The sequence below is a fragment of the uncultured Bacillus sp. genome (genome assembly GCF_958411575.1).
Taxonomy (GTDB): domain Bacteria; phylum Bacillota; class Bacilli; order Bacillales; family Bacillaceae; genus Bacillus; species Bacillus spizizenii.
This window is the reverse complement of sequence record NZ_CATYRA010000006.1, coordinates 67,928-86,330: the sequence shown is the minus strand read 5'-3', so window position 1 is coordinate 86,330 and position 18,403 is coordinate 67,928. Positions and strand designations below refer to the sequence as shown.

Below are 18,403 nucleotides of genomic sequence, written 5' to 3'. Positions count from 1 at the left end.
TCTACTAAGGTTTTGGATAAGAGGTGACCTCGTTGGAACAAACAGAATTCAAGGAATATATACACGATAACTTAGCATTGGTGCTTCCAAAATTAAAAGAAAACGATGATCTGGTGAAAAATAAAAAAATGCTCTCCAACGGTCTTGTTTTTTACTATCTCTATTTTAGTGAACTGAATGATCAGAAGAAGGTTGCAGAATCGATTAAAACCTTAATCAAAGATGAAGAGACCCTCACGCTTGACCAAGTCAAAAAACGCCTTGACCAGCTTGACGCAAGACCCGTTGAAACAGCAGAAAAAACGGTCGAGGAGATTCTCAGCGGAAATTGTGCTGTATTTGTCAACGGTTTGGACAAAGCCTACATCCTGTCCACAGAAAAGAAAAAAACAAGAAGCCTGCAAGAGCCGACAACAGAAAAAGTGGTTCGCGGACCAAAAGTTGCGTTTGTAGAGGATATCGATACAAATATGGCTCTGATTAGACAACGGACCCCCCATCCAAAACTCATTACAAAAAAAATCATGATCGGCAAAAACAAGCTGAAGTCGGCGGCCATTATGTACATTGAGGGCAAAGCAAAAAAGTCCGTCATAAAAGAAGTAAAAGCGCGGCTTAAAAATGTTCAACTGGAGGATATTCAGGACAGCGGAACGCTTGAGGAGCTCATTGAAGATAATAAATATTCGCCGTTTCCGCAGATTCAAAATACGGAAAGACCCGATAAGGTATCGTCGGCCCTGTATAACGGCCGTGTGGCCATTTTGGTCGACAGTTCACCATTTGTACTGTTGGTCCCTGTTTCTCTCGGTGTCCTGATGCAGTCCCCGGATGACTACTACGAACGCTGGATTTCAGCATCTCTTATCCGGTCACTGCGTTTTGCTTCTATCTTCATCACCTTGTTTTTATCATCGATTTATATCGCACTCGTTTCCTTCCATCAAGGGCTGCTGCCGACCGCGCTCGCCGTCACGATTTCGGCAAACAGGGAAAACGTGCCGTTTCCGCCGATATTTGAAGCCCTGCTGATGGAAGTGACGATCGAGCTGCTCAGAGAAGCCGGACTGCGTCTTCCAAACCCGCTCGGCCAGACAATCGGGCTCGTTGGTGGCGTTGTCATCGGACAGGCGGCTGTAGAGGCGAATCTCGTCAGTTCGATTATGGTCATCGTTGTCAGCGTCATTGCCCTTGCATCCTTTACCGTTCCACAATATGGAATGGGTCTGTCTTTTCGGGTCCTGCGTTTTATTTCGATGTTTTCCGCCGCTATTCTCGGGCTGTACGGAATTATTTTATTTATGCTTGTTATTTATACGCACCTAACGAGACAAACGAGCTTTGGATCTCCGTATTTTTCGCCAAACGGATTCTTCAGCCTGAAAAATACGGCGGATTCCATTATCCGTCTCCCAATTAAAAACAAACTAAAAGAGGCGAATAATCCAAATGAGCCAAAAACAGACTCCACTGAAACTTAATACCTTTCAAGGTATATCTATTGTTGCAAATACGATGCTTGGGGCCGGTCTTTTAACATTGCCGCGAGCGCTGACCAGTAAGGCTAATACTCCTGACGGCTGGATCGTGCTGATATTAGAAGGTGTCACTTTTATCTTTTTTATTTATTTAAACACGCTCATTCAGAAAAAACATCAATACCCCTCTCTGTTTGAGTATTTGCAGGAAGGGCTCGGAAAATGGATCGGCAGCATCATCGGCCTTTTGATCAGCTGCTATTTTATCGGAGTGGCCAGCTTCGAAACCCGAGCGATGGCTGAAATGGTGAAGTTTTTCCTGCTGGAGAAAACGCCTATTCAGGTCATTACTTTAACGTTTATATGCTGTGGCATCTATTTAATTGTTGGAGGGTTAAGTGATGTGTCGCGGCTGTTTCCCTTTTATTTAACGATAACGATTATTATTTTACTGATTGTGTTTGGGATCAGTTTTAAAATTTTTGACATCAATAATTTGCGCCCTGTTTTAGGTGAAGGTCTTGGACCCATTGCTAACTCTCTTACTGTCGTTTCCATCTCTTTTTTAGGAATGGAAGTGATGCTGTTTCTTCCTGAACATATGAAGAAAAAGAAATACACATTCAGATATGCGGCTGTCGGCTTTCTGATTCCGATTATTTTATATATCCTGACATATGTCATCGTTGTTGGGGCTTTGACCGCTCCCGAGGTGAAAACGCTGATATGGCCGACTATATCTCTCTTTCAGTCCTTTGAGCTCAAAGGACTATTCATTGAAAGGTTTGAATCGTTTTTACTGGTCGTCTGGATCATTCAATTTTTTACAACGTTTGTCATTTACGGGTATTTTGCCGCTAACGGGCTGAAGAAGACGTTTGGATTATCGACTAAAAAAAGCATGGTGATCATCGGTGCGGCTGTCTATTATTTTTCTTTATGGCCGGATGACTCTAATCAGGTCATGATGTACAGCGATTATCTCGGATACATTTTCGTCTGCCTGTTTCTGCTTCCCTTCATTCTGTTTTTCATTGTAGCTCTCAAAAGGAGGATTACAGCAAAATGAAAATCCGGATTTTATGTATGTTCATATGCACCCTATTACTGGCCGGATGCTGGGACAGCCGGAATATTGAGGAATTAAGCTTGGTGATCGGAGTAGGTCTAGACAAGCCTGATGATAAAAATTTAGAACTGACACAGCAGATTCTCGTCCCGAAAAAAATCAGCTCCAAGGAAGGCTCTTCATCTGACCCGACACAGCTTGCTATCACAAAGGGGGAAACTGTCCATCAAATGATGAGAACATCTGCATTAAAGCATAACCCTACGTTTTCACAGCATTTGCGTCTCATTCTGCTTTCCAAGAGCGTGATTGCGGATCATATTGGAATGGACGCGATCATTAACCAGTTTGTCAGAGACAACGGAACAAGGAGGAGTTCGTACGTCTTTGTCACCGATGGCAGAACTAAGGATATATTTAAAATGAATGATCAAGGTGAACCCGCATCCAATGTGATTTACGATCTGACAGAGAATAATGCGGTGACGATCAGAATGATGGAGCCTGTTACATTGGGGGAGATCTCAGAACACTTAACCTCTGACGATTCGTTCCTCATCCCTCATGTCGGTAAGGAAAACGGCAAACTCGCGATAAACGGTGCTGCTATCATCAAAAATAAATTATGGAACCGGAATTTAACACCGGTTGAAGTTCAAAATATCAACTTATTTACAGGCACTGTCGAAGGAGGCGTCATTGATATGAGGCATAATGGCAATCTTTTTTCTTATGAAGTGTACTCCAGCAATCGCAAGATCAAGACAGACTACAAGGATGGAAAGTTCAAATTCACCGTCACACGCAATATTGAAGGTCGTTTATCAGAGGACTGGAATCCGAATGAAGATTCATTTAAAGATTCATATATCAAAGATATTGAAAAGACAGTCGAAAAACGATTACACAAAACAGTAACAGCATTTATTACAGACAAACTGCAGAAAGATATCAAAGCAGATGTCACCGGGCTGGGAAACGAGGTCAGAATTCATTATCCTCAAAAGTGGAAAAAGATTGCAAGAAAATGGGATGATGATTATTTCAGCAATGCGGAAATAGACTACCGGGTCAATGTGGTTGTCAGAGACTTCGGGACGAAAGGCGCAAACAAATAGCAGACGCCTATTTTACGAGGTGATTTCGGTGTGCGTACACCGCCGCCTGTGTCCGGTCACTGACATCCAGTTTTGATAAAATATTGGTAATATGGGTTTTGACTGTTTTAATGGTGATAAACAGTTCCTCGCCTATTTCTTTGTTTGTTTTTCCTTCTGCGATCAGGCAGAGAATTTCGAGCTCCCGTTTCGTAAGTGATTCATGCGGGAGCGCGTGTTCACCTGAGTGGCGCAGCCGGGATAATACTTTTCCCGCCACTTTTGATTCCAGCTTAGGTTCTCCCTTGCTTGCGGCGCGGATGGCATCGGCGATTTCCGCAGCTTTTGAGGTTTTCAATAAATAGCTGAGCGCGCCCGCTTCAATGACCGGATACACTTTGTCATCATCAATGAAGCTTGTGAGCACAATAATTTTCGGATCTGGAAGCTCTCGGCAAATTTGCTTTGTGGCTTCAATGCCATCCATGCCCTCCATGACAAGATCCATTAAAATAACATCAGGCGACAGTTCCGCAGCAAGCCGCACGCCTTCGCCGCCGTCAGATGCTTCGCCGATGACTTCAATATCAGGCTGTGCTTCCAAAAAAGCCGCGAGCCCCATTCTGACCATTTCATGATCATCAATCAATAATACTCGAATCACGTTCGTTCTCTCCTTTTTCTTCCGGGAAAATCGGAACCTTTACTTCGATTTGTGTGCCTTTTCCTTCTACTGAAATCACTTCGGCGACCCCGCCGATTTCACTTGCACGTTCTTTCATAGAGTTCAAGCCGTATGAGGATGCTTTCACCTGATCCATTTTAAAGCCTTTTCCATTATCAATCACCTTCAGCCGGAGCTGATTGTTCTTTACGCCCAGAATCACGGATACTTTTGAGGCTTTTGAATGTCTGAATACGTTTGAAAGGGCCTCCTGAACGATTCTGAACAAATGATCTTCCATACCCTTAGATATCGGCGTGTCCTGAATATCCCACTCAATATCAAGCGGCTGTTTCTTCCGGAACTCGTCCAAAAGCTCCGTAAGCCCCTCTTTCAGTCCTTTTCCTTCAAGGGTAACAGGCCTTAAATGGAGCAGCAGCGCCCTCATTTCATTTTGGGCTTCACCTGCCATATGCTCGACCAGCTGGATCCGCTTGACCGTTTTATCATCAGCCCCCTTGACTTGTTCCAACACAGCTGATGTCATCATCGATATGGCAAAGAGCTGCTGGCTGACTGCATCATGAAGATCTCTTGCCAATCGCTGGCGTTCTTCTGAGATGACTGACTTCTTCATTTGTACCTGCCATTCTGCACGTTCATTTGAAAGTTTCTGCAAGGAAGCGACTTGAAGCTCCACGCGCTTCGCCATTTCATTCAGCTGATCGGCGGCCAGGCCGATTTCATCATCTCCAAGCGGTGGAATTCGATAAGCGAAATTACCGTTTTCAAAGGTTAAAATCGATTCGACTAATGTATCAACCCTTGTCTTCAGCCGGTTGCCGTACATATACCCTGAGGCAAAACCGACCGTCACACTGATCAGCAGCAATATCAGGATAAACGGAATTCCGAACCAGCTTGATGACAGCAAAACAAGCGGATCGAGCCGATAATAAAACATCATAAAGGAAATCAAACAAGCAAAAAGAAGCAGGCTGATTCCCGTTGTCATGCGGATGGCGCGCCACTGAAGGCTGGCAAGCAGTTTTTTTCTCATACGTACTTCACATCCACATCACCGATAAATAAGGAAACGGACACTTTGACACGGCGCTTTGACTCGCTGAAATCAGATGACGCGGCATATACCTTCGTGCTTAATCCGCTTTTCTTCGAGCCAATCAGATTGATATCTCCGATAAAAACAGCCGAGCTGACAGCCACTTCAAGGTCTGATGGCACGTAAATATCAACGTTTCCAATGACTCCGCTTATGACGATCGTACTTTCTCCCTCAGGAATCATCGCTTTAGACAAGTCGATTTTGATATCGCCGATAAAACCAGAGACATTTAAATCATTCAGGTCAAACGGCTGCTTCATCATTTGCAGCTCTCCGATAAAAAAGCTGCGCATGTCAGGATGTTTCTCATCTTTTGACGGCTCATGCCGTTCTTTTTTAGTGAGATCGATCCGTTTTTCATTCGGTTCAAATATTGGCTTTCCTTTGACAAGCCTGTAGCCGGCGTAAATCAAAAATGCGGCAAACGCATAGCCGAATAAATTAAAGGTGATGCTGAAGAGGTTTTTCAAAAATAGAAATGCGGCAAAGATGTACATGACGGAACCGAGCCAATCACGGGAATATCTTTTCAAGAAATAGCCGGCAATCAGAAAAAAGAGCGGCCAAAACAGCAGATCGCCTATTCCGATAATTTGCAAAAACATGCTGATGCCGAATAAAGCAATAATAAATCCGAAAAGCTGTTTTTTTGTCATTCCTGGTGTCCGCCTCCTTTCTTCTGCCTGGTGCTACCTTATCGTTACATCCCCGCTGTCCGTTTTGATATCGATTTGATGCCGGCCGCTTCCTTGCGAGCCTGTGATTTGATGATGTTCTTTATGTGCTGTATTTGCAAATGAATACGGCGAACTGACGCCCCCGCTTGCTGATTTTGCATGGACTGTAAAACTGCCGTTTTGGGGAAGGCTCAAATCCACATCACCGCTTGTCAGTGTGACAGATACAGGACCCGTTACCTTTTTCAGTGAAGCATCAAGATCTCCTGAAGTCATTTTCACATCAAAAGAGCCTGTTACATCAGCCAGATTTGCGTCTCCTGAAGCTAAGTCAATGCCGGCTGTTTTGGAGATGGTATTTGAAAGGGTAACATCTCCGGATGCCCCCTTTACTTTCAGATCTTTAAGGCGGACGTCCGTCACTCTCATATTTCCGCTCGCGGATACTGCGTTCAGTCCGGAAAGCGCAAGATGATGATTCCCGTCCACTGACACGTCACCACTTGAGGTTCGCACCGTCAGATCCCCTTTATACTCATATGGAATCCGGACAATAAGGGAAGAGCGATTAAACCCATTCAAAAATTGAAATTCTTTTTCCTTTGTGGTCAGCTCCAGTTTTCTTCTGTTTTCAGTAACAAATAACTTTCCTGAGTCTCCTGAAATGCCTGCCGATATGTCATTTCGTTCTTCTGCTATGATCTGGACATCCTTGTTATCTGACTCAATGACTACGCTGTCGATGTCTCGCGGCGCTGCGCTGGCTGAATCGGCTTCTGTGCCGTTTACGAAACCCAAGCCTGCAGCAAACACGTCTTTTACGACGACGGCAAAAAATACAAGAATACCGGCAGTGATCAACAGTTTGCCCAGCATTTTTTTCATTCGATTTCATCCTTCTCATTCATTCTATTATAAAGGAAAAGCCTGTGAATTGATACGTGCGGAAGGGAAGGACTTGACCGCAAGTCCTTCCCCGTTCCGCTTATTCATTTGCTGCTTGTGATGTCTGATCTGATTTTTGCAGTGAGAGCGCCCGCATTTTTTCAATCTCCGCTTCCACATCGTCTGCGAATTCTTTCCGCGTGAGTTCTGTGCCGGCTTCCGCTGACTTTGAATAATTCGCGCGGATTTCCATTTCTTCAATACGGTTTTCAATACGCAAAAATTCACGATACGCGCTTTCGCTGTCAATTTTGTCAAATGTCGTATTCATATGCTCTTTTGCTTTCGCGGCATTTGCCCGGGCAATCAGCGCCTGCTTTTTATCCTTTACGTCCTGTAGCTTTGTTTCAAGTGCAGCCAGCTGTTGTTTCAGATCAGCCAGCTGACTGTTCGCTTGTTCATAGGACGCTTTATGTTCAGCCGCCTTCCCTTCTAAATACTTCATTTCAGTCAGCGCCTTTTTCGCCAGCTCTTCTTCACCTGCGTCAAATGCAAGCTGTGCCTGATTTTGGCGTTTTCCAGCCACTTCAGCTGCTTCTTCAAATTTTTTCTTAAATTGATAGGCAATCGTGTGCTGTTTCACAATTGTTTGTTTTGCTATGGCAATGTCACTTTCCATATCACGGACATATTGATTCAGCATCACCTTTGGGTTCTCCATTTTATCAAGACCTTCATGAACTGACGCAACAAACATGTCTCTCATTCTTTTTAATACCATACCTGATTCCTCCTAATATGCTGATATTATTTTTTCTTCAAAAATTCTTCCCATTCGTCATCAAAGTGAGATTGGTAGGCAGCCGAAGCCGGTTCAGGATCAAAAGATGACACACCGTTATCAGCTGATCCGTTTTTCATGAGCTTCCAGCCGTAATACACCATAGCGGCAGCCAGCGCAATTCCGACGACAAACGGAAGTGAACAGATGAGCATGATCGCTCCGATACCGCCCAAGATGATTCCTGTAATCGTTTTTCCTGCGGCAAATCTTTTCATTCCTGCGTATGTCATCAAGCTCCCTATGGCGAGCGGGATGATAAAGCCGAAGCTTCCTCCTCCAAAAAAGACGGAGATCCCAAATACAATTAATAAGAATCCGCCTATTGTTTTCTTGTTTATCTTCATGCAGATCCTCCTTTCGTTTTCCTTGTCTTCATCTTAAACAAATTGGCATTTGCGCAAAACGAATCAGAGATTGATTTTTATATAAGACCGGAGTCGTATCTCGTGCTGGACCTATGGACACAAAAAAACGCCATGCACGAGGCATGGCGTTTCAAAACCCTTTACAGATGAACACTTGCTTCCCTTTCTTTGATCAGGTCGGACCGTTCTGCTTTAGCCAGCTTTGTGAACAGTAAAATGCCAATACCCGCAATAATTTCGACAACCCCTCCGACAGCGATCACAGTTCCTGAACCAAAAGCGTTTGCAGCATATCCGCAAATGACAGCTCCGGCAGGTATGGAAATATTAGAGATCATATGTATAACAGCGTAGACCTGCGGCTGATCCTCACTGTCCACAGAGGTCTGGATAATCGTGTACTCAGGAACATTAACAGCACTGACTGCGGCGCCAAAGGTAAACGCAGCGAGAAAAACGAGCGGCAAAAAAGTATTCATACCGGTAATAAAGAAAGCGAATCCTTCAATTATGCCAGCAGTTACGAATAACAGGCCATATCTGTTTACTTTGACTTTCGCCAGCACAAACCCCAATAAAAACGCGCCTGCGGCGGTGGTGGCCTTTAAAAGCGAGTAAACGATCGGCTGGCCGTTTAAATCTTCCGCAACGTAAACGGCTGAGAGCGCTTCCCAAGGGGCAGCCGCGAAATTCATAAAGATACAATAAATGGCGAGCGGATATAAAATCTGATGTCTTCTCACGAGCGTAAAGCCGCGTTTTAGTCTGCCGATATATGTGCCTCTCTGCTTAACGGCAGCAGATTCTGATTGAGATTCAACCGCAGTGTACTTAATAAAAAGGACGAGAAAACCAGAAACCAAATAGAGAACAAGTGCGATAAGCATTGTATAAGAAGGGCTGATAAATGTAAGAAAAGCACCGCATAACGTGACAGCTCCGAGCCGGACAATTTGAGCGGAGGATTGCAGCACAGCGTTTGCTTTTTGAATGCCCTGTTCATTTACGATTTGGGGAATTAAAGCTATGGAGGCGGGATTGTAGGCAGCCCCTGTAGCAGAATGCACAATCATAAGTGTCATGACAAACCACAGCGGAGAGAAGCCCGCAAAATGACAAAGAGGAATAATCAAGACTATCGCAGCCCTTGTCAGATCTGAAAAGTACATCCAAAATTTCAGCGTATTTTGTTTCATGAAAGGACCGGTCACAGGCGCCAGTACAGCTTCCGGCAAAAAAGTAACAGCAATCAATAAAGCAGTGCCGATCGCACCTTTGCCGTCATAAATTAAAAACCATAATATCGAATTAAATGCGAACATATCGCCGGATATCTTAACTATTCTTGAGAAAAAAAGATAATTGAAATTTCTCTTCCAGATGCTATCACTTTCAATTAAATTCACCATCCATCAGAGCCCCCCACTGCCTATTTTTTACATCTATTTGTTACAATATCTCATTTTTCCATTTTTCAGTCAATAATTCATAAGGTTCATTTTTTGTCGTAAAATGGGAGATTGACAGAATGAAAAACAAAAAAGCCAGCATGAATTTGAACACGCCGGCTTTCGTTTTCTTTTTTTATGATTTGCTGCTGTTTTGGTCCCGAAACACAATAGCACTTCTTTCATATTCCACATCGTCAATGCCGCTTCTCACATTCACAACCCGTGCGGCGGCAAAGAAATAATCGGAAAGACGATTGAGATAACGCAGCACTGTTTCATGGATCTCCTCCGATTTCATCAGCGTCACCACTCGGCGTTCCGCCCGCCTTGTTATGGTGCGCGCCGCATGGAGAAGCGAAGCACCCTTCGAGCCGCCTGGAAGAATAAATTTCTTCAGTTCCGGTGCTTCTGATGTATAGGCATCAATGCGCGTTTCTAAAAAGGAAACGGATTCTTCCGTTAGTTTATAGTCTTTTCTTTCTGTGACGATTGCCAGATCGCCTCCGCAGTCAAACAGCTCATGCTGGATGATCAGCAGCTCGGCTGTCAAATCTTCAAAGCCGGGCTGCCCGGAAAGCTCTGCCAAAGCTAGCCCGACAAAGCTATTCAGCTCGTCAATCGTGCCGTAGCTTTCGACACGGAGGCTGTCCTTGTCCGTTCTGCCTCCGACTAAGCCCGTTTGTCCCTTATCGCCTGTTTTTGTATATAGTTTCATACATGAGTCTCCTTTACAGACTTATTCAAACAGCTCTGCCGCCTCTTTTACACATTCAGCTGTCCCTTTCTGTATCAATTGATTCAGCTGCTGTTCTGTGTTTTGAGATTGCTGAGTTTGTGTCGCGGCGATGAGAATATCACCCTCTGTCAGTCGTCCGTCCCCGAGCACTTTCACCCGTTCGGCTTCGGCGGTCATTAGGGCTTTGACGAAGAATTGATCTGCCGCATAGCCGTTGATCAAAATCCAGATCGAAAAGCCGGTCATGACGCATATGAAAACGGATAACTCTCCATCTTTATACGTTCGATACACAAAACGGTCAAGCCTTCCCGGAGAAGCCATCGCACAAGTTTCAGTCAGATGAAAACCGTTTTCTAATAGGCTGGCAGTAAGCCCTTGTACAGGATCTTCCTGAACCGGCAGCCGTTTCAGGATCAGCGTCCTGCTCCACGAGAATCCTGCACCGATAGGCGCTGAGGACAATGTACGCAGCGGGATTTCCGTTTGCAGTAGAATGTCATCGCTCCCCGCCTGGAGCAATGTTTCAAATGGGATAGGCCGCTGCTTTACGCTGTCTTTTTCAGGCTGAATCACAATCATTGGTTTAGGTGAGCTGTGATGAACCAAAGCGGTGATATCTGTATCGTACACCGCCTTTATGTGATGTTCTGAGACAGCATATTCCGGTTTTTGCTTAGGCCCGGCTGTACCGTTTTTCATAAACAAGAGCTCATCACAGTACAGGCTCGCGGTGTTCAAATCATGAAAAACGCTGACTGCTGCCAATCCATTTTCTCTTGTCAGGCGTTTGATGAGATCAAGCAGTTCTTTTTGATAAGCCAGATCGAGAAAATTGGTCGGCTCGTCCAGAAATAAAATACGCGGCTGCTGGGCCAAAGCTTGAGCCAAATATACCCGCTGCTGTTCACCTCCGCTTAGATCACGGATCGATTTTTCCGCAAAAGCGGACACTCCAGTTTGCTCCATTGCTTCCTGTACAATGGCTTCATCCTTTTCAGTCTGCTGTCTGAATAGCCCTGTTTGGAATGGATATCTGCCGAAGGCTACCGTTTCTTTGACGGTAAAGGTAAAGGCTTGATCCGTTTTTTGCGGCAGGACGGCCATAATTCGCGCCAGTTCCTTCGGTTTATAGTCCGCCAGCGGTTTGCCAGCCAGATAAACGCTGCCTTCCTTGGCCGGCAGCGTACCTGTCAGCAAGCGCAAAAGCGTGGTTTTTCCGCTCCCATTAGGGCCGAGAATACCAAGAAATTCACCCTTCTCCACTGTTAAGCTGACATTGTTGATCAGCCTGCTGTCTCCGTACCCGCCCGACAGCCCTTCTGCCTTCATCATAAGCTTCTCCCCCCGCGTTGCTGCCGAATTAAAATAAGGGCGAAAACAGGTGCCCCCGCCAATGACGTAATGATCCCAATCGGCAGTTCAATCGGCTCAATGATCGTTCTGGAAAGCAGATCGGCTAAAACGAGAAAACCTGCTCCAAGCAAGGCGGACAGCGGCAGTAAATGCCGATGGTCAGTTCCCCACAAAAGCCTTGTGATATGCGGAATCACAAGGCCGACAAAGCCGATCGTGCCGGATACAGCCACAGCGCTTCCCGTCAAAAGAGAGCCGGCGATCAAAATCAGCATTTTTCTCTGCTGGACACTGACTCCGAGAAGCTTTGCTTTGTCTTCTCCATAAGTCATCACGTTCAGCTCTCTTCCGTTTATGATCAGTAAAATCGTTCCCAAAAGAAAAAACGGCAGAAACAGAATAACATAGCTCCAGCCCCTCATTGAGACGCTGCCAAGCAGCCAGTGCACAATCGGCAACAGGTTGTCGCCTGTCAGGGCAATGATGAGAGAAATAAATGCGCCTAAAAATGAGTTGATGATGACACCGGTCAAAATGAGGGTGGAAACAGACATTGAAGCATGAACGAGGCGGCTGAAGGAAAGGACCGCCGCCATCGTGACAAGTGCCGCGGCTACACTCACAACCGGGAGTGTAAACCCTCCGATGACAGGAAGCTGCAAGCCAAAGAACAAGGTCACCACCGCTCCGACTGAAGCACCGGATGAAACGCCGAGCGTGTAGGGATCAGCAAGCGGATTTTTCAACAGTCCTTGAAAAGCGGCCCCTGCGATAGAAAGAGCCGCCCCCACAAGGGCGGCCAGCACAACTCTCGGGAGTCTGATATTCATCATAATAGTTGTGTACATCGGGTCATCTGAGCCGATAGAGCCACCGAAGCCTTCATGCCAAAAGATACGAAAGATAGCGGGGATAGGAATTTGCAGGCTGCCGTAAGAAATTCCTAAGATGATGCTCGCGGCTAAAAATGAGAAACCGATGATATATGCGGCATAACGATTATTCCTTAAACGTATCCGGGTAAATGCTTTCCGCAAGTTCTTCGACCCCTTCGATCAGACGGGGACCGGAACGTGTCACGAGATCTGGATCAACATCGTACACTCGATGATGTTTCACAGCATTGATTTCGTTCCAGCCATCACGTTTTTCCACTGCTTCCGCTTTCACCCCGTCTGTTGTCACGATAGCATCAGGATTGAGTTTTACGATCGCCTCGTCTGTCATTTGCACCCAGCCTGTTTGGTCCGCTGCTGCGTTTTTAGCATGGATGACATTCAGCATTTCATTCATAAACGTGTCTTTTCCGGTTGTGTAAATGTCAGGATCAGGAGAAACCTCGATAAATACGCTTTTCTCCTCTTCTTTTGAAATGGTTTTTGCTTTTTCTTTCATATCCTGCAAATCTGATTTCATGCTTTTTACGAGCTGATCGGCTTTTTTCTCTGCCCCGGCAGCTTCTCCGATCATTTCAATTGATTTGTACACCTCGGAAAATGATTGTGCATCGTTGACAGTCAGCACGGTAATGCCCGCGTCTCTCAGCTGTTTGATGGCATCCGCTGACGCTGACATGGAAGACTCATGAGCAAGAACGAGATCCGGCTTTAGAGAAATGACTTTCTCAACGTTTACATTCATATCTCCGACCTTCTCAACCTTTTTGACTTCCTTTGGATATGTATCGTTTGTGGTGACACCGACCACTTTGTCACCGAGACCGAGAGCGTATGTAATTTCAGTGTTACTCGGCATTAATGACACAATCTTTTTTGGCTCCTTTTTGATAGTCACATCTTGATTTGACGCATCATCAATAGTGACAGGGAACGATTCAGACGCTTCTGTCTTTTGTTTTGCCTTGGAATCCTTCTGATCCGCAGTATTGCCGCAGCCTGCCATCATAACGGCAGCCAGCAGAAGCGCAGTCCATATTCCGGCTAGTTTTTTCATAACCTTTCCTCCTAAGTGAACTAAAAAAAGCATCTCTACGATGGTAAAGATGCTGTAAACAACACAAAAAAGCCTATTGTTTACACATCATCTGTCCTCGCAGACTTCGTGCTGATCAAATAGGCAGGTATCCTGGCTCTTGGCGCTATGGCCAATTACAGTGGCGGGACCGCACCGGCTTTTACCGGTTTCCCTATTAAGCCGGCTGTTGTTCACGGACCGGCACCTATTTGACATTCGTATCCTTTTTTCGGAGTAATTATACTATATGACTGACAGGCTTGTATATGCATCCTGAATGACTTTTCCCCCGGTATATGTATGGAAGCAAAATCCTCGTAAACACTAATTTTGTTCTTGTATACTTAATACCATCATGTATAAAAAGGAATGATTCTTATGGATTTAAAGCTAAAAGACAAACTCGTCTTAATCACCGGCTCGACTTCCGGCATCGGGAAAGCCGCAGCAAAAAGCTTTCTGCAAGAGGGAGCGGCAGTGATTGTCAACGGACGCAAACAGGAGACTGTTGATCGCACGATTGAAGAGCTCTCTGGATACGGAACGGTGCACGGTGCGGCTGCCGATTTGTCAAAAACAGATGAAGCAGCGGCTTTTATTGAAAAAGTAAATGAAATCGGTGATATCGATATTCTTGTCAACAACCTTGGTTTCTTTGAGGTAAAAGACTTTGCCGATGTGACAGATGAAGAGTGGAATCAATATTTTGAAGTAAACGTGATGAGCGCGGTTCGGACAAGCCGTCACTTCCTTCCAAAAATGCTTGCCAAAAACAGCGGCCGCATTTTAAATATCGCAAGTGAAGCAGGCATCAAACCGCTTCCAACAATGATTCCTTACTCCATGACAAAAACGGCACTGATCAGCCTTTCAAGAGGGATGGCTGAAATGACGAAAGGCACGAATGTGACAGTCAACTCAGTGCTTCCGGGACCTACTTGGACAGAGGGCGTGGCATCCTATATGGAAGGTGCCGCAAAAGCAGCCGGTCAGGATACAGATACATTCATCAAAGACTATTTTAAAGTTAATGAGCCGACTTCTCTTATTCAGCGATACGCGACAGCAGAAGAAGTGGCAAACACGATCGTATTCCTCGCATCTGACGCCGCATCCGCCATCAACGGCACGGCACAGCGCGTGGAAGGCGGCATTATCCGTTCTCTGTAATATGCAAAAAACGCATCCGTGTTTCGGATGCGTTTTTTTATACATCTCCAGCGAATGGAACCGGCTGATAGCCGCCTGTTTCCAATTTTGCTGAAAACAATCCTCCCGCGTGAGGCTGCTCGTATCTTTCTGTTTCTGTCATTTGTTCCGTTGCCGTCGTGATGTAAAGGGTTTTTAAGTCTCTGCCGCCGAACGCGCAGCACGTGACATATTTAGCCGGCACGCTGATTGAATCGATTTCTTTTTTCTGAAACGGGTCAATGTGAACCACGCGGCTGCCGCCAAACAGCGCCACCCACAGCATGCCATTTTGGTCGATTGTCATGCCGTCCGGCAATCCTTCTGATTGATCAAAACGATAGACGGGTTCTGGATTTGAGACATCTCCGCTTTCAGGATCATACCTGTAGCGCACAATTTCCTGTGTCGGCGTGTCGATGTAATACATCAGATTCCGCTCGCGATCCCAATCCAAACCGTTCGAGGTGGAGACTTGATCTTTCATTTTGATAAGTCTGCCGTCTGGATCCAAACGGTATAGCGAAGCCTGTTTTTGTTCGCCTTCCATGCTCGTCGTCCCCGCCCAAAGCCTTCCGTACGGGTCACATTTCGCGTCATTAAAACGCAGGCTCTCATCCATATCCTTCGGCTGTTTGATCTTTTCCAAGCTGTCATCCTGAAGATGATACAGGTAAAACCCTTCCTTCATCGTCATAATCAGCTCATCCTTTGAATATTTCGCAAGCGCGGTCACAAAGGTCTTGAATTTGACAGACCGGTTGATTTTTTCTTCAGGGTCGAAGATGTGGAGCTCGCTCCCTAAGATATCCACCCAATATAAGCGGCCATTTTCTTCATCCCATAACGGGCCTTCTCCAATCACTGCCCGAGTGTCTGCTTCCAATACTGCGTCCATGTGTTACACCTCTTTAGCTTCAGTCTATATATTGTTATTCCCGGCAAAAAGGTGTCCAAACCACATGTTTATAGTTTTTTGAAAAGGATGGTAATGACCGTTCCAATGTTCATTCTGCTGTTTACATGAATCGTCCCGTTATGCAGATGGACAAGCTCCTTGGCAATGGCGAGCCCGAGGCCCGTTCCGGCAGATGGATCTTTTGTGTTCGTCCCTCTGTAGTAACGGTTAAATAAATGGGTAATCGTTTCTTCATCCATTCCTTTCCCATTGTCCTTAACCTTCAACGAAATATGATTTTTTGTTTGTTCTAGAATGACCTGAATTTCCGTTCCTTTGTCGTTATGCTTTACGGCATTCCCAAGCAGATTTTCTAATATTCGCCTGAACCATGCTTCATCAAGCGCAAATTCAATATGCTCTTCTATGGATACAAAGGAGATATCATACCCTTCAGAAAACGGATTTTTCTTGAAATCCTCAATGACATTTTTAAAAAACGGGATCAGGTTTGTGAGCTTTCTCTCAATTGGAAGAGCATCATTTTTCAGCCGATACGTTAAATTTAAGTCTTCAATCAGCTTGGACATGTATTCGGATTTTTCTCTGACAACCTGTCCCATTTCTTTCACTTCTTCCGGCGACCAGTCATACTGCTTCGACTCAAGCATCATGCTGTAGCCGTAAATGCTGCTGAGCGGTGTTTTTAAATCATGCGACAAACCGGCAATCCATTCTTCTCTTGTCGCCTGGATTTTTTCTCTGTTTCTTTTATCTCGTCTCAGCGTTTCAGTCAGCTGATCCATTGATTCAAATATTTCTCCGAAGAAGCGGTACGGTTGTTTGATTTTCCCCTTTTTGTTTTTGCTGACAGGAAGGCCTTTCCGGTTTTTCGGTTCCTCAAGCTTCCCTTTTGATAGATTGACCAGCCATTTAATCGTGTGAAAAATCGGCAGCCCGAATCGGAACATATACCAAATGGTCATCCAAATGATATACAGGAACAGAACACCCATAATCAGGAACATTGCCTTTAGCACAACCTTCAGAAACGATTTGTTAAACTCCTGATCGGTTACATAGACAGGGTTCGGCACCGTAGCGACCATCCATCTGTCTTTATTGAGGATCTTAACGGAAATTTCCCGTTTATAGTTCCAAGGTTTAGAGCTGTATTTAAGCAGCTCCAGCTGGTTCATCGTTTTTCTTTCACTTTTTGTGCTGTTAATGCTGTCGAGAATGTTTCCATTGCTGTCTAATAGGTAAATGGCGCCTTTTTCCCGCTTAATATAGTCGATGGTACTGGACTTATAATGTGCTAGAGAATCTATCTTTTGTTCGCGCTTTTCAACGGAAGTCAGCAGCTGTTCGCTCTTTGATTTCCAGCCGGACAATAGAAGATACGACTTATCTTCAATATTGATGGCCCAATAATTCAGCTTATAGTTATTAAGCTTTTTGGTTTTATAAATAGACAAGAGCTCTTTCTTGGTATAGGTGCCCGGCACGTCTTTCGGCACGCTGTAGGAATAATCGGTTTTCCCATTGGAATCAATAATTTGCATCCAGCCGTGCTGTTTATCGACAGATTTCTTCAGAAAATTATCGACTTCCCATGTCCCGTCTTCATTTATATCGAGATATGCCTCAAGTGTGTCGGTGGTTGCCTTTGTCAGCCCAGAATTCGATTCCGCATCGCTAAATCGAGCGTCTAAATAGAAAAATGAAGCGACAAGCATAACCGTAAGTAGCAGGATCACAATCAGCATCTGCCCAAAAAAGTGAAACAAAAACTTCCATCTTAATCTCATGACCGCTTGCCTTCAGGATTCGGGATAAAACGGTAGCCGAGACCGCGAACGGTTACAATATACTCCGGATTGCTTGGATCACGCTCAATTTTTTCCCTGAGCTTGCGGATATGAACCATGACGGTGTTGTTGTCGCCGTAAGAAGGATAGCCCCAAACTTTTTCATAAATTTGATCTTTGGAAAGCACCACATTGGGGTGTTCACAAAAATACTGCAAAAGCTGCAAAAGCTGAGCTGAACAAGCAACGGCTTCCCCGCCTACAATCAGCTCGGCATTTTGCGGAGAAAATGTAAAATAATCATATGTATAGGTTTGATTTGAATTCGTTTCTTTCGATTGATATGTCCGCTTGAGGTGCGCCCTGATCCGCGCCGCTAATTCCAATGGATTAAATGGTTTTGTGATATAGTCATCAGCCCCAACCGCAAATCCGGACAATTTATCCGCGTCGGATGATCTTGCCGTCAGGAAAAAAATCGGAGCGTCTGAATACTCTCTGATCAGCGTGCAGGCTTCAAAACCGGACATTCCGCCCATCATGACATCTAGCACGATCAAATCAACCTTATTGGCCTTCACAACCGGAATCGCTTCTTCTGCGCTTGCCGCATCCAGTAAATTTCGATAACCTTCTTTTTCGAGAACGCGTTTGATCATGTCCACAATCGCTTTCTCATCGTCTACGATTAAAATTGACGCATTTTCCACTTTTATGTTCCTTTCTGTCACTGTTTTTTTCATCTTATCATTATATCGTTTATTTTTGGTACATTTTTGGATGG

18 protein-coding genes and 1 riboswitch are annotated in these 18,403 nt (G+C 45.0%); of the genes, 4 read left to right on the top strand and 14 right to left on the bottom strand.

Translation table 11 applies throughout. The annotated features are described in order from the left end of the window. Positions 1 to 32: 32 nt before the first annotated feature. Genes gerAA through Q5C82_RS11425 form a run of 3 tightly spaced genes read left to right on the top strand, consistent with a single transcriptional unit; the run spans position 33 to position 3,665 of the window. Positions 33 to 1,481 carry a spore germination receptor protein GerAA gene (gene gerAA / locus Q5C82_RS11435; RefSeq protein ID WP_003221674.1) on the top strand — a complete coding sequence of 483 codons (1,449 nt, stop codon included), beginning with the start codon at positions 33 to 35 and terminating at the stop codon, positions 1,479 to 1,481. Beyond that, complete coding sequence (locus Q5C82_RS11430; RefSeq protein ID WP_003221671.1) at positions 1,450 to 2,547, top strand: spore germination protein; 1,098 nt, start codon at positions 1,450 to 1,452, stop codon at positions 2,545 to 2,547. Before gerAA ends, Q5C82_RS11430 begins: the two co-directional genes overlap by 32 nt. Further along, entirely contained in the window at positions 2,544 to 3,665 is a 1,122-nt protein-coding gene (locus Q5C82_RS11425; RefSeq protein WP_003221669.1) for a Ger(x)C family spore germination protein, read from the top strand. Before Q5C82_RS11430 ends, Q5C82_RS11425 begins: the two co-directional genes overlap by 4 nt. 7 nt (positions 3,666 to 3,672) lie before the next feature. Here Q5C82_RS11425 and liaR read toward each other — a convergent pair whose 3' ends face one another. The 11 genes from liaR to Q5C82_RS11370 form a co-directional block, all read right to left on the bottom strand. Next, positions 3,673 to 4,308, bottom strand: a complete 636-nt coding sequence (liaR, locus tag Q5C82_RS11420; RefSeq protein WP_003221667.1) for a two-component system response regulator LiaR — start codon at positions 4,306 to 4,308, stop codon at positions 3,673 to 3,675. Continuing rightward, the gene (gene liaS / locus Q5C82_RS11415) at positions 4,286 to 5,368 is read right to left on the bottom strand and encodes a two-component system sensor histidine kinase LiaS (protein ID WP_003221666.1); all 1,083 of its coding nucleotides are present in this window, start codon (positions 5,366 to 5,368) and stop codon (positions 4,286 to 4,288) included. Before liaS ends, liaR begins: the two co-directional genes overlap by 23 nt. Beyond that, positions 5,365 to 6,090: a LiaRS two-component regulatory system accessory protein LiaF gene (gene liaF / locus Q5C82_RS11410; protein ID WP_003221664.1), complete on the bottom strand. Its 726-nt coding sequence runs from the start codon at positions 6,088 to 6,090 to the stop codon at positions 5,365 to 5,367. The genes liaS and liaF overlap by 4 nt, the downstream gene beginning before the upstream one ends. A 33-nt stretch (positions 6,091 to 6,123) precedes the next feature. Next, positions 6,124 to 6,996, bottom strand: a complete 873-nt coding sequence (locus tag Q5C82_RS11405) for a DUF4097 domain-containing protein (protein ID WP_003221662.1) — start codon at positions 6,994 to 6,996, stop codon at positions 6,124 to 6,126. Positions 6,997 to 7,096: 100 nt separating this feature from the next. Then, positions 7,097 to 7,777: a stress responsive protein LiaH gene (liaH, locus tag Q5C82_RS11400; RefSeq protein WP_003221661.1), complete on the bottom strand. Its 681-nt coding sequence runs from the start codon at positions 7,775 to 7,777 to the stop codon at positions 7,097 to 7,099. Positions 7,778 to 7,803: 26 nt separating this feature from the next. Beyond that, the gene (liaI, locus tag Q5C82_RS11395) at positions 7,804 to 8,184 is read right to left on the bottom strand and encodes a cell envelope stress-induced membrane anchor protein LiaI (protein WP_003221659.1); all 381 of its coding nucleotides are present in this window, start codon (positions 8,182 to 8,184) and stop codon (positions 7,804 to 7,806) included. A 161-nt stretch (positions 8,185 to 8,345) separates the two neighbouring features. Continuing rightward, positions 8,346 to 9,614: an MFS transporter gene (locus Q5C82_RS11390; protein ID WP_003221656.1), complete on the bottom strand. Its 1,269-nt coding sequence runs from the start codon at positions 9,612 to 9,614 to the stop codon at positions 8,346 to 8,348. Positions 9,615 to 9,789: 175 nt separating this feature from the next. Then, entirely contained in the window at positions 9,790 to 10,371 is a 582-nt protein-coding gene (locus tag Q5C82_RS11385; protein WP_003221654.1) for a cob(I)yrinic acid a,c-diamide adenosyltransferase, read from the bottom strand. 21 nt (positions 10,372 to 10,392) lie between these two features. Next, positions 10,393 to 11,724 carry an ATP-binding cassette domain-containing protein gene (locus Q5C82_RS11380; protein WP_079996642.1) on the bottom strand — a complete coding sequence of 444 codons (1,332 nt, stop codon included), beginning with the start codon at positions 11,722 to 11,724 and terminating at the stop codon, positions 10,393 to 10,395. Further along, positions 11,724 to 12,785, bottom strand: coding sequence for an iron ABC transporter permease (locus Q5C82_RS11375; RefSeq protein ID WP_003221650.1), 1,062 nt, complete (start codon positions 12,783 to 12,785; stop codon positions 11,724 to 11,726). Before Q5C82_RS11375 ends, Q5C82_RS11380 begins: the two co-directional genes overlap by 1 nt. Beyond that, positions 12,748 to 13,701, bottom strand: coding sequence for an ABC transporter substrate-binding protein (locus tag Q5C82_RS11370; protein WP_003221647.1), 954 nt, complete (start codon positions 13,699 to 13,701; stop codon positions 12,748 to 12,750). Before Q5C82_RS11370 ends, Q5C82_RS11375 begins: the two co-directional genes overlap by 38 nt. Before the next feature lie 104 nt (positions 13,702 to 13,805). Next, a riboswitch (cobalamin riboswitch) is annotated at positions 13,806 to 13,946 on the bottom strand. Between the two features lie 154 nt (positions 13,947 to 14,100). On the opposite strand from Q5C82_RS11370, the gene Q5C82_RS11365 reads away from it, so the two are divergent. After that, positions 14,101 to 14,892, top strand: coding sequence for an SDR family NAD(P)-dependent oxidoreductase (locus Q5C82_RS11365; protein WP_003221644.1), 792 nt, complete (start codon positions 14,101 to 14,103; stop codon positions 14,890 to 14,892). A 37-nt stretch (positions 14,893 to 14,929) separates the two neighbouring features. Here the strand turns inward: Q5C82_RS11365 and Q5C82_RS11360 are convergent, their stop codons facing one another. The 3 genes from Q5C82_RS11360 to yvrH form a co-directional block, all read right to left on the bottom strand. Beyond that, the gene (locus tag Q5C82_RS11360) at positions 14,930 to 15,808 is read right to left on the bottom strand and encodes an SMP-30/gluconolactonase/LRE family protein (protein WP_003221642.1); all 879 of its coding nucleotides are present in this window, start codon (positions 15,806 to 15,808) and stop codon (positions 14,930 to 14,932) included. 68 nt (positions 15,809 to 15,876) lie between these two features. Next, complete coding sequence (yvrG, locus tag Q5C82_RS11355; RefSeq protein ID WP_003221640.1) at positions 15,877 to 17,619, bottom strand: two-component system sensor histidine kinase YvrG; 1,743 nt, start codon at positions 17,617 to 17,619, stop codon at positions 15,877 to 15,879. Continuing rightward, entirely contained in the window at positions 17,616 to 18,329 is a 714-nt protein-coding gene (gene yvrH / locus Q5C82_RS11350) for a two-component system response regulator YvrH (protein WP_041521068.1), read from the bottom strand. The genes yvrG and yvrH overlap by 4 nt, the downstream gene beginning before the upstream one ends. Positions 18,330 to 18,403: the final 74 nt, after the last annotated feature.

Bases quoted from the DNA above. Each gene is read 5' to 3' on its own strand.
- Q5C82_RS11390 (WP_003221656.1), bottom strand. From the start codon at position 9,614: ATGGTGAATTTAATTGAAAGTGATAGCATCTGGAAGAGAAATTTCAAT.
- Q5C82_RS11370 (WP_003221647.1), bottom strand. From the start codon at position 13,701: ATGAAAAAACTAGCCGGAATATGGACTGCGCTTCTGCTGGCTGCCGTT.
- Q5C82_RS11430 (WP_003221671.1), top strand. From the start codon at position 1,450: ATGAGCCAAAAACAGACTCCACTGAAACTTAATACCTTTCAAGGTATA.
- Q5C82_RS11385 (WP_003221654.1), bottom strand. From the start codon at position 10,371: ATGAAACTATATACAAAAACAGGCGATAAGGGACAAACGGGCTTAGTC.
- Q5C82_RS11380 (WP_079996642.1), bottom strand. From the start codon at position 11,724: ATGAAGGCAGAAGGGCTGTCGGGCGGGTACGGAGACAGCAGGCTGATC.
- Q5C82_RS11360 (WP_003221642.1), bottom strand. From the start codon at position 15,808: ATGGACGCAGTATTGGAAGCAGACACTCGGGCAGTGATTGGAGAAGGC.
- liaF (WP_003221664.1), bottom strand. From the start codon at position 6,090: ATGACAAAAAAACAGCTTTTCGGATTTATTATTGCTTTATTCGGCATC.
- Q5C82_RS11365 (WP_003221644.1), top strand. From the start codon at position 14,101: ATGGATTTAAAGCTAAAAGACAAACTCGTCTTAATCACCGGCTCGACT.
- Q5C82_RS11425 (WP_003221669.1), top strand. From the start codon at position 2,544: ATGAAAATCCGGATTTTATGTATGTTCATATGCACCCTATTACTGGCC.
- yvrG (WP_003221640.1), bottom strand. From the start codon at position 17,619: ATGAGATTAAGATGGAAGTTTTTGTTTCACTTTTTTGGGCAGATGCTG.
- Q5C82_RS11405 (WP_003221662.1), bottom strand. From the start codon at position 6,996: ATGAAAAAAATGCTGGGCAAACTGTTGATCACTGCCGGTATTCTTGTA.
- liaH (WP_003221661.1), bottom strand. From the start codon at position 7,777: ATGGTATTAAAAAGAATGAGAGACATGTTTGTTGCGTCAGTTCATGAA.
- liaI (WP_003221659.1), bottom strand. From the start codon at position 8,184: ATGAAGATAAACAAGAAAACAATAGGCGGATTCTTATTAATTGTATTT.
- liaS (WP_003221666.1), bottom strand. From the start codon at position 5,368: ATGAGAAAAAAACTGCTTGCCAGCCTTCAGTGGCGCGCCATCCGCATG.